The 11,511-nt window shown below is 36.8% G+C and carries 9 protein-coding genes; 2 read left to right on the top strand and 7 right to left on the bottom strand.

The window, feature by feature from the left end:
- Nucleotides 1-142: 142 nt before the first annotated feature.
- From DSM02_RS03365 to DSM02_RS03350, 4 genes are all read right to left on the bottom strand, one after another.
- Complete coding sequence (locus DSM02_RS03365; protein WP_128764309.1) at nt 143-667, bottom strand: DinB family protein; 525 nt, start codon at nt 665-667, stop codon at nt 143-145.
- A gap of 2 nt (nt 668-669) precedes the next feature.
- A complete protein-coding gene (locus DSM02_RS03360) occupies nt 670-3,255 on the bottom strand; it encodes a phosphoenolpyruvate carboxylase (RefSeq protein WP_128764308.1) in 2,586 nt (861 codons plus the stop codon).
- Between the two features lie 87 nt (nt 3,256-3,342).
- Complete coding sequence (locus DSM02_RS03355) at nt 3,343-3,822, bottom strand: Lrp/AsnC family transcriptional regulator (RefSeq protein ID WP_009780242.1); 480 nt, start codon at nt 3,820-3,822, stop codon at nt 3,343-3,345.
- Nucleotides 3,823-3,877: 55 nt separating this feature from the next.
- Nucleotides 3,878-5,056 (bottom strand): M14 family zinc carboxypeptidase, encoded by a 1,179-nt coding sequence (locus DSM02_RS03350; protein ID WP_240673967.1) that lies wholly within the window; start codon nt 5,054-5,056, stop codon nt 3,878-3,880.
- A 288-nt stretch (nt 5,057-5,344) separates the two neighbouring features.
- On the opposite strand from DSM02_RS03350, the gene DSM02_RS03345 reads away from it, so the two are divergent.
- Nucleotides 5,345-5,782 carry a helix-turn-helix domain-containing protein gene (locus tag DSM02_RS03345; protein WP_128764307.1) on the top strand — a complete coding sequence of 146 codons (438 nt, stop codon included), beginning with the start codon at nt 5,345-5,347 and terminating at the stop codon, nt 5,780-5,782.
- 54 nt (nt 5,783-5,836) lie between these two features.
- Nucleotides 5,837-6,214, top strand: coding sequence for a DNA topoisomerase IV (locus DSM02_RS03340; RefSeq protein ID WP_205875064.1), 378 nt, complete (start codon nt 5,837-5,839; stop codon nt 6,212-6,214).
- A gap of 37 nt (nt 6,215-6,251) precedes the next feature.
- Here the strand turns inward: DSM02_RS03340 and DSM02_RS03335 are convergent, their stop codons facing one another.
- The 3 genes from DSM02_RS03335 to DSM02_RS03325 form a co-directional block, all read right to left on the bottom strand.
- Nucleotides 6,252-8,309, bottom strand: a complete 2,058-nt coding sequence (locus tag DSM02_RS03335) for a response regulator (RefSeq protein ID WP_128764305.1) — start codon at nt 8,307-8,309, stop codon at nt 6,252-6,254.
- 115 nt (nt 8,310-8,424) lie between these two features.
- Entirely contained in the window at nt 8,425-8,874 is a 450-nt protein-coding gene (gene mscL, locus DSM02_RS03330) for a large conductance mechanosensitive channel protein MscL (RefSeq protein WP_128764304.1), read from the bottom strand.
- A 3-nt stretch (nt 8,875-8,877) separates the two neighbouring features.
- Nucleotides 8,878-11,505 (bottom strand): DNA gyrase/topoisomerase IV subunit A, encoded by a 2,628-nt coding sequence (locus tag DSM02_RS03325; protein WP_128764303.1) that lies wholly within the window; start codon nt 11,503-11,505, stop codon nt 8,878-8,880.
- Nucleotides 11,506-11,511 lie beyond the last annotated feature (6 nt).

The following is an 11,511-nucleotide window of genomic DNA, read 5'->3' as shown; positions in this document are numbered from 1 at the left end:
AGCAGGCTCAACTGAGACTGATGGTCGGTCTTCCAAACAGGTTTTGCTTTCATTCCATGAAATTAAAACATATTCAGAATAAATCCTATAAAAAAAGGCTGCCTTTTTAGACAGCCTCTTTAAAATTTAAATATATAATGCGCTAAGCATTTAGATATCGCGTACTAATTATATTAGCGTGATGCACCTCGTGGCCACAAATGATAAAACCCGCAGCTCGAGTGGATAATGTAGCATCGCTAGAAGTACCGGATTGTGCTAAAGCTTCCTCATTAAAGCCTTTAAACAGATTTACAGTACAATCTCTAACCAAACTATATTCTTCAACTAAATCCGGCATAGTACGCTCATGAGCTCGGGAAGGCTTGATGTAATCATCCTGCTCAAAACCGGCAAGCGGAGTTTTATCCCCCCTGCCAATACGCAATGCCCGATAACTGAAGATGCGCTCCGTATCTATGATATGCTGAAGTACCTCCAAAATGGTCCATTTCCCGGATTCATAGGCAAAATGCCATTTTTCCTCAGGTATTTCATTATAAAAAGTCACATTCTTCGCTTTACCGTTCACAAGTGCATCAAGCAAATGCATATCGTCTCTAACTAATTCTACATAGTTTCTATAAAACGCATTATACTCGCTGTGATCTAAATCTTTTAGGGTCATACTTATGCCGAGTTACGACTTGCGTTAATATTACCAAATAAAGAACGCGTTACCATTTTTTCAAACATATCCAGCTTTTCCTGATCAGGATTTTCTTCCCTGCTCATTTCCTGAATTTTTTTCAACGCAAACTGTTGGATTGTCAATAACGGAAGTACGATGCGCTCTCGCTCTTGAATTGAAGCTTTACCAGCTTGCTCTTCTTCCATCAATTCGCTGTAACCGGTAAGCTTTAATAATACGCGTTTTGTGCGCTCAAACTCATCGTGAATCAAATCCCAAAACGCTCCAAACTCTGGATCATCTTGCATATAAGCTGTAAGACCAAAGAATGATTTAGTCAAACTCATCATACTGTTTTCTAATAAAGTTTTAAAGAATAAGCTATTCTTATACAGCGACTTAACTCTGTCGAACTCACCTCTTTCTTCAAATGCTTCAATAGCAGTACCAACACCAAAGAAACCGGGTACATTCTGTTTAAGCTGCGACCACGATCCTACAAAAGGAATAGCACGCAAATCAGAAAAATCCAATTTATCGCTTTGACCCCGTTTACTAGGTCTACTGCCTATATTGGTTTTAGCATAATATTTCAACGTACTCATACGCTCTAAATACCCTAAGAATTTAGGATGAGCTTTAAAGTCTGAATAGGTCTTATAACTAATTTCAGCAAGCGCTTCCATAGTTTTGCGATCTGCATCCGGAAAAGCTTTTGTCTTCTGGAAGAATACGCCGTTAAAAATACCAGAACTCAACAACTGCTCTAAGTTGTATTGGCAGGAATCTGGCGTTCCAAAATTAGAACTAATGGTTTGCCCTTGAACGGTTAATTGAATTTCCTCATCCTCAATAGTTTCTCCTAAAGAAGCATAGAATTGATGTGTTTTACCCCCACCACGTGCTGGAGGCCCACCTCTACCATCAAAGAATATTACTTTAATACCAAACTCACGAGACACTTTTGTTAGCTCTTCTTTAGCTTTAAAAATACTCCAGTTAGCCATCAAATACCCACCATCTTTAGTCCCGTCACTAAAACCTAGCATGATCGTTTGCTTCATACCACGCTCTTTAAGGTGCGCGGCATATGCAGGATTTGTATACAGCTTACGCATAACTTCGTGCGCAATTTTCAAATCTGGTACCGTTTCAAATAAAGGAACAATATCTACTGTAGGATGCTCCCAACCGGTCAAATGAAACATAGAAAAGGCCTGCATCACGTTAAGACCAGTCTGATTGTTACTTATGATATAACGGTTACAACTGCGCTCCCCGTTTTGCGCTTGAATTTCACGCATAGCATACACACTCTCTAAAGTTTTACGAGCAATATCATCTTCTAAAGTTGCCGGATCTACCTCCCCTTTAACATTTTGCAAAACTTCAATTTGCTGAGCCTCATCAAGCTCTAGATAATTATCAGGGAAAATACCCAGATTATCTTTAGCACATTGTTTTACAATTTCTTCCATCACGTGCATATGCACCCTACTATCCTGACGGATATCTAAAACAGCAAAATGATAACCAAACATGGTTATTTTGTTGAGTAAATCGTCTATTTCTTCTAAGAACAAGCTCTCATGACGATCAATAACCAGTTTTCTGATTCGTTTAAGGGTAGACTGCAATTCTTCTAATGAAACTTTTACTTCAGCGTCTTTAACCGCAATACTATCAAACAGTCTGCGCTCTAAATCAGCAAGCGGCTCTTCTGTTCCATTAAAAGTGATGCGACGACGCAACTTGCGCACATCTCTATAGTAATTTTTAATAATAGTACTACGCAAACGAGAAGCGACTTTAAGTGTGATCTCTGTTGTTACAAACGGATTACCATCACGGTCACCCCCCGGCCAGAAACCAAGGTCGATTACTTCGTTATCAAAAAACTCTCCTTTGAAAACATTTTGATGCAGATAGTTATAGATGTGACTTGAAGCTTTATAAAAAACATTTTCTAAATACCAGATAAGACTTACCGCCTCATCGTAAGGCGTAGGCTTTTCTTTCTTAAAAAACGGTGTTTTACCTAACTGAGATAATAACTTCTTGATCATCTCAAGGTTGTTCTCACTAATAGCCGCACTCAGATCATTGATGATCCCAAGAACTGCCCCAGGATAAAATTGCGTGGGATGCGCCGTTAATACAGGACGAATTTTAAAATCCTGAAGATATGCTTTAAGATCTTCGGTTTTAGACTGCGCCTCTGCCTCTTCTTTAATGTTACGCAGGGTTCCGCGACCGTCCATATTGTTTACAGTGCGGTAGGCAGAGTCTTCAATAGCATCAAAAAGTACAACTTGTCTTTCTATATACTGAATGAATCTAAACAATAAATCGTAGCGATCTTCTTCAGATACATCACGTTGATACTTCTCAAAGAAATAGTTTACTATTTTTTCTGGATTGTATTTGTTATCATAACCCCGGGTACAGATTCTGTCAAAAAGAGGTAACAATACCCCTGTATCTGTAATTCCGTGAAACGGAAGAGTCATAAATAAACTGTTGTAAACCTGGTACTTGGATTTTACCTGGTTGTTAAAACGTTCTAGTTTTGGTTGTCTTGACATAAGTTAGTTTCTGATTTATAATAAATAAAAAACCCTTTGCCAGTAAAGCCAAAGGGTATATTATATTAAAATATTCTTTGGTTTACTTTAAAGGTCTTGAAAAATACTGTGCATTAAGCGCTTTTTATCATTGATGCTTTCATCAAGAGATATCATCGTTTCGGTACGATAAACTCCCTCAATATCATCTAACATAAAGATAATATTTTTAGCGTGCTCCGTATTCTTAGCGCGTACTTTACAGAAAATATTAAATTTCCCGGTAGTAACATGTGCTACCGTAACATAAGGAATTTGATTAATACGCTCCAAAACAAATGTAGTTTGACTTGTTTTATTGATGTATATGCCTACATAAGCGATAAAAGAATAACCCAGTTTAGCATAGTCAAGCGTTAACGATGATCCTACAATGATACCAGCTTCTTCCATCTTTTTTACACGCACATGAACCGTACCTGCAGAGATCAATAACTTTTTTGCGATATCTGTAAAAGGGGTTCTGGTATTCTCTATCAACATATCTAAGATCTGATGATCAACCTCGTCTAATTTGAATTTTGCCATTATTAATTGATTAAATTATATATAAATCAAAAATAACATAAAATCACTGAACAATTCACAATAAATTGTTGCTTTTTACCGAAAACGTTGTAGGTAATTTGCCATTTACTTGAATTTTTTCAATAATAGTTCCGATTTCAAAATTAAAATCAGCTGAAAAACGGGGTTTTTGAGCTTCTAAGTCGATTTCTAAATGGCCAACAAAGTCAACCAATTCAGCTATTTGCGCAATTTTAGGAATGAAATTCAGCTCAGCTCCAACTAGTTTTTCTTCAAATTGAATCGCCATATCTGTCACCCCTATTTCGGGTAAATCTATATTGCGAATGATGTAGTCAAAAAAGCATTTTTTGTTCTCAGGAATAGAAAAATAGGAATTTGAGGAGGGTGTTTCTTCAGATTTAAGCAATAAAACGGACTCAAAAACGCGAATTAATGACAAAAACATAAAAACCCGGGTCGTTTCTCGATCATAATCTCCTGGAAAATGACCCGCTTCAAAAAGTATAGTAGGTATATTTTTATGCTGAAGCGTATCTCCAACACAATTGATGTTAAAACCATCGTCATACCGCCCTACAGAATCAGGTATAAACTCTTGAAGCATTTCGTTTAAATCGGAAATTATAGCCATGCCCTTCTTTCGAGAATGGGTAACAGTACGCAGCGCATCTTGAGAAGGCGATAAAAAGGAAACTATTGCACTCTTGGGAGGCGTACCAACTCCAAAAATTGTACGCTGCCCATGTAGGTTAAGACAGTAATCAGGTTTTAAGGAGGTGTAAAGCTCTTTAAGGATAAGACTTTCCGGTTGTGAGCAATCTTGTGCATCTCGGTTAAGGTCAACTTTATTCGCATTGATGCGTGTGTAAGCCTCAGCTCCGTCAGGATTCAGCATAGGAACCATTGTGAACGTGAATTCAGTTAGCAGCCTGATAACTGCAGACTCTTCTTTATTACTCTCAAACCAGTGAAAAAGATCAAATAGCGCTTTAGTAGTTGTACTCTCGTTACCGTGCATCTGAGACCATCCTAAGACACGAATTGGTCCGGTACCAAATGTAACTTTAGAAATGGGTCTGTTTTCAACTGAATACCCTAAAACCGCTACAGAGAATAAATTAGAAAGAGTGTCTAGTAAAGGTTGAATGGTGTTGAGTGTAATATACCTCCTAAAAAGGGCAGACTCTTTATGGCTGTTATGCCAATCTTTTAAAGCAGAATAATTCATCATATAAATTGAATTACAAATGTAAACATTCAATTATTTACAAATGTAAACAAGTTTATGAACCTCCTTTGTTTACAACTGTAAATACAGTCTGCTTATTAGCTACACGTGAAATCGGAAACATTCCTTAAGCTGATTGAACACCTATTAATAAATTTATTTTAAGTGATTTAAGTACCTTTACCTGATTAAATCATTTAATGATAAAAGGCTTGGTTTACAAATGTAACGTGTCAAATGCAATTATTTATTTTACATTTGTAACACTCAACAAGCAATACCTATTTTACAATGGTAAACAGTGATCAATTCAGTAAACGACTTCAAAAAGTGATGGATGAGTATGATTTAAATGCTACATCCTTTGCTGATGCAATAGATGTAGGCCGCTCTTCTATCTCACATATTATTTCTGGTCGCAACAAACCAAGTCTGGAGTTTGTGATGAAGATCATTGCAGCGTTTCCTGAAGTAGAATTATATTGGTTATTGAATGGTAAAGGAAGTTTTCCTAAAAAATCAGCTGTAACTATCCCTTCAAAGAAAAACAGCGAGAATCAATTAGAAGCAAATTTTGAAGAGCAAAAAGAATCTGAGCAAAAAGAAACTGCGTACCAAAAACCTCTAGAATATCAAAATCAACCTGAATTAAGAGCAGACTCAAATTCTGAAATAGAACGAATTGTTATTTTCTATAAAGACGGAACCTTCAAAAATTTCTTACCCTAATCTGTAGTCTATACTTATCAGATCTTCATCATTTAGCCGTATTTTTACAGCACTATGATTAAGAGATTTATGTTACTACTTGTCGCTCTGGCTACGTTAGGGGGTTGCTACGATCAGCAAAGAGCCTGTACCGATTTTAAAACGGGTAAGTTTGAGTTTGAAACCTATTTGAACGGGGAAGTCGTCAAGACAACTTTTACGCGCAATGATACGCTTGAAATTGATTTCTACCAAGGTCAGGCAGATTCTTCAACTATAAGATGGATTAACGATTGTGAATACATAGCAGAAAAGATCAATCCGAAGTCTATGATGGATCGCAAAGCGATTCACTTTAAAATATTAACAACCCAAGATAACACCTATACGTTTGAGTATGCTCTTGTAGGTGAAACTAAGAAACAAAAAGGTACGGTAACCAAAATTGAATAGCTTCTTAAGCTAGGGGGATTAGAGATACTATAGACGGTTATACTACGTTTCTTGAAGTTGGGCCAAAATAATCTTCAATCACAGCGATTAACTTGCTTTTATCTATAGGTTTGGTTAGATAATTACTCATTCCGCTACTCATACCTTCGTTTATTGAATTTAAGGTAGTGTCAGCAGAAAGCCCCATTACGATTGTATTTTTTTGGGTGCTCTTTATTTGCCGAGTAGCCTCAAAACCATCAATATCCGGCATATGTATGTCCATGAATATCAAGTCATAATTTTTGGCTTGGGCTTTCGCTACTGCTTCAGTTCCATTATAAGCTATATCTGCTTGTAGACCTATCTTTTTGAGAAGTTGGGATAAAATCACCACATTCAATTTATTATCGTCTACAGCTAAAATGTTTAGCTCGGGCAGCGCTCTTTTGAAGTACTCCTCTCTTTTTTCAGTTGGTGCTTGCAAACAATCAAATTTAAGATTGATTATAAACTCAGATCCTGTACCTTCTTTACTAGTGACTTCTATAGTTCCATTGAGAAGTTGAGTTAGATGTTGAGCAATCGCTAAGCCTAGTCCGCCTCCGGAATGTTTTTTACGAGTGCCGGTATCGAGTTGTATAAAGCGATCAAATATCTGATTTATTTTTTCGTCAGGTATCCCTATGCCCGTATCTTTTATGCTTATTTTAAGAGCTATTTGCTCATTAACCTCCTTTTCATCATATACAACAAGAATACTTCCTGAATCGGTAAACTTAATGGCATTACTAAGAATATGGGTAATAATCTGTTCAAACTTTGCGCGATCACCCAAAGCGATTTTACTTTTTGAAGAATTGACTTTCAGCGACAAATCAAGATCTTTATGCTCTACTATTTGATTGTGAAAAGAGACTATACTTTCTAATACAGAGGCGGGACTAAATTCTACATGGTCAACATCTACAAAGCCAGACTCAATCCTGTCTAAACGTAAAATATCATTAATGAGATTGAGTAAAGTTTTAGACGACTTCTTTAAGAGTTCTAAATAATGTTCTTCTTCAAAATCACTATTTCCAGCATCCATAAGATCTGTAATACCCACAATTGCATTGAGTGGTGTTCGTATCTCATGACTCATGTTAGATAAAAATTCTGACTTGGCAACAGATGCTAACTTTGCATTTTCAGTTTGTTGTTCTAACGCTGTGTTTACCAGCTGCAGTTTTTTATTGGTATCCAAAGCTTCTTTAGTAGCAATACGTGAACTACTATTGAAGAATTGTAACAGCCCAATACATAAGGATAGTAACAAACCAAATCCCAGTGCCAGATTAGCAACCTTAAGGTTATTCATAAATACATTAGGATCTGCAAAAGTTAATTGAAAATGCCAGGATTCTTCAATATCAGAATCCATAATCATCGCGGTTTCAAAGATGTATTCAGGATCATTTTGAGCGACATCAAAGTTATTGTAGCTATAAAAAACGGTTCCTTCTTCATCTTCAATCTTAATTGCAAAATCCTCCAAGTAATAACTCAACCGATTAAATTCTGCATTAAAATTCATTGCACCGGTTACAGTTCCGTCAAAAGTGTCATCAAAGTAAATAGGAACATCTATAAGAAAAGAATTACCTCCCTGTGATAGTTGTAGCCACTGTGTAATATTGGTAAATCCTTTTTTTGATTTTGTTTTCCAGTCTGGAAACCGATAATCTAGCTTGGTGATATCAAGACCTATAGCAGATTGATTCTTTACTCTTGGATAAATGTCTTTAATAATACCTTCTTCAGAGATTAACTCAACAAAAGTAAGAGATTCGTTTTGTCTAAGTAAGCGCTGTGCATCTTGTTTCCAATAGCTATAATACGCACCATCAGTTTCTTGTATGCGTTCTGCCAGATTATGAATGGCCTGTAGGTTGTTGCGAACGGTACTCTTAAAATCTTGTGCTGCAAGGGTCCCGGTTAGTTGGATTTGATCAGAAAGGCGTTGAGGCAGTTTTGCTTTAAAATCCAGATATATAAAAAGGCAAAGACTTGCCGGTATAAGAAAACAAAGGAGGGAAATCCAATAGTGCCTGCTTGGTAATTTTTTGATCATTATTTCCCTGTAAATTATGTTAACGAAAACTAAAAATACTGAAATATTGCGTAGTTTAACAAATAAAAAAGAACATTAATCGAATTGGAATTTTCAAAGACCTAAAATACTTCTTCTATTTAGTTGAATTATTCTTGGTAAGAATTCTATTTTGCTCCTCAAGAAGCTCATTCATCTGAGCAAGTAGTTGGATGTTCTTAGGGGTTTCTACCGCTGGGTTTTTCTCATCTTCACTCTTAGCGCGTAAGCTGTTCATAAGCTTAACTATAGTAAAAACTACTAATGCAATGATGAAAAAATCTATAAAAACCGTGATCAATTCTCCATAACCTATCGCAACTTGTTCTACCGCAGATCCATCTGTTTTGGTATAGGCTTCCCGAAGTACCAGTTGTTTGTTTGCAAAATTCACACCGTCTGTAAGCAATGTTAAAGGCGGCATCATAACCTGCTTGACCAAAACATCTATAACTTTTTGAAAAGCAGCTCCTATTATGACACCGACGGCGATATCAACCATATTGCCTTTTACAGCAAAGTTTTTAAACTCTTGTATTAAGCCCATATCTTAAAATAATGACCCCTGTGTAGCATCCCCAGCATCATCATCTGTATCTTCATCAGATAAATCTTTTGAATCTGAAGAGGGTTCCTCGGTAGTTTCTGGTTCTTCAGGAACTTCTTCTTCGTAAGGAAGCGGATCTAGTAAATTGATTTGTTTAAGTTTTTCTGTATAAAATTGATTTCCTAATGCATTAATACCTTTGATTGCAATAAACGCTTCGATATCAACAGATTCATTAGGTTTTTGATCTTTATTTCGTTCTTTGTAAAATACCATTTCTACCACAGGTCTGTATTGGGTAGAAATAAGTTCTAATTGGGTGTCCGCGTGATCAGAAACAAAGTATTCTTCTTTCTCAGGGTTTTCAATAAGAAAACGCTTAACGTAATAACGCGCTCTGTTTCCGTCCCAGTAAATTGCAGATACCGGCTTTTCTGGGATCCATTTCTCAAGAACAATCATTTTATCGTCAAAACGAGTGGTCAATTCCGGAGTTATTGTTTTTGCAATTCCGTCTTGCGTTATGATAAGCAGTCTGTCTTCTCCCTTAAATTCACCAAGCAGCTCCCCGCGACCATCAACATTAAGACGTTGAACCGTATCATCAAACCAAATTTTACGAGGTTTAAGTGTGGAAACTCCTTTTTCTTTTAAATCGATAGTTTTGACAGCATGTTTAGTAACCAGGTTTCCATTGGCGTTTCGACCTTTTATTAAAATATCTGAAAAATCAAGATCAAACTTCAGTTTCTTCACATTACCTACAGATCGTAAATAAACCGAAACCACTTCAGCTTCACCATTAGGATTTGCGGAAAAATATAAGACTTGAGAGCCCTTTTTACCTTTAGTCATCGGGTATTGTCGGTCACGCGTTGTACTGGTAACATTAAATCGCTTCACATAAGTAGCTCCACCTTTTCCGTCTCTATAAATCATATTGTAGATGGTGCGCTTGTCTTTCTTCTTATATACTGCGACGTGAATAATATCTTTACCTATAAAAGTTTTGGTATCCACTTTGGTTACCATCATATCCCCTTCTTTGGTAAAAACAATGATATCATCAATATCTGCACAATCTGTAACGTACTCATCTTTTTTAAGCGAGGTACCTATAAAACCTTCTTTGCGGTTTACATAGAGCTTGGTGTTACGAATAATTACTTTTGAAGCTTCAATATCATCAAAAAGCTTGATCTCTGTTTTACGCTCCCTTCCTAATCCATACTCCTTTTTGAGTCTTTTGAAATAGGCGATAGCAAAATCGGTAAGATTTGCTAAATGATGCTTAACCGCTGCAATCTGATCTTCTAAAGCTTCAATTTTTTGCTGGGCCTTATCAATATCAAATTTTGAAATTCGCTTGATTCGTATTTCGGTAAGGCGCACCAGATCCTCTTCGATTACCGGTCTTTTTAAATGCGCTATGTGCGGTTGTAATCCTTCATCTATTGCATTCAAAACACCTTCCCAGGTTGTTTCTTCTTCAATATCCCGGTAAATTCTATTTTCTATAAATATGCGTTCTAAGGAAGCATAATGCCATTGATTTTCTAATTCCTGAAGTTGAATTTCTAATTCTTGGCGTAAAAGATCTTTAGTACGATCTGTAGAAATACGAAGCATTTCGGTAACACCTACAAAGAGCGGTTTATTGTCTTCAATAACACAACCTAAAGGTGAAATAGAAACTTCACAATTCGTAAAGGCATAGAGGGCTCCTATTGTTTTATCTGGCGAAAGACCTGCGGGTAAATGCACCAGGATCTCCACTTCTGAAGAGGTGTTATCCTCTATTTTTTTTACTTTAATCTTTCCTTTATCATTAGCTTTTAAAATACTATCAATCAGCGATGTGGTAGTTGTGCTAAAAGGGATTTCTGTTATGACTAAAGTGTTTTTGTCAAGCTGATTTATTTTGGCTCTAACCCGAACTCTTCCGCCGCGCTTTCCATCTTTATAATCGCTAAAATCTGCTTCACCTGCAGAAGGAAAATCGGGTAAAAGTGTAAATTTTTTCCCCTGAAGATGTTTTATAGAACCGTCAATAAGTTCGTTAAAATTATGTGGTAAAACTTTTGTGCTTAACCCCACTGCAATACCTTCGGCTCCCTGAGCTAAAAGCAACGGAAACTTCACCGGAAGATTTATAGGTTCTTTGCGACGCCCATCATAAGAGGATTGCCATTCTGTAATTTTTGGACTAAATAATACTTCAAGCGCAAATTTTGAAAGCCTGGCTTCAATATATCGTGATGCTGCCGCACTATCTCCGGTTAAGGTATTACCCCAGTTTCCCTGCGTATCAATGAGCAAATCTTTTTGCCCCATTTGTACCATCGCATCCGCGATACTAGCGTCACCATGCGGGTGATACTGCATCGTATGCCCTACAATGTTAGCTACTTTATTGTAACGCCCATCATCAAGGTCTTTCATAGAGTGCATGATACGACGTTGCACTGGTTTAAAACCGTCTTCTATTGCAGGAACTGCACGCTCTAGGATTACATAGGAGGCATAGTCAAGAAACCAGTCTTTAAACATACCCGTTACCCGGGTTATGGTTTCGCCTGAATGCTCTTCTTCTGGATTGTCTAAATTTGGATCTTCGTAATTTTCGCTCATAGCTGT

The sequence above is a fragment of the Leeuwenhoekiella polynyae genome (genome assembly GCF_004104075.1).
Taxonomy (GTDB): Bacteria; Bacteroidota; Bacteroidia; order Flavobacteriales; family Flavobacteriaceae; genus Leeuwenhoekiella; species Leeuwenhoekiella polynyae.
Note: the sequence above shows the minus strand (reverse complement) of the source record. Positions and strands in the feature narration are given on the sequence as shown.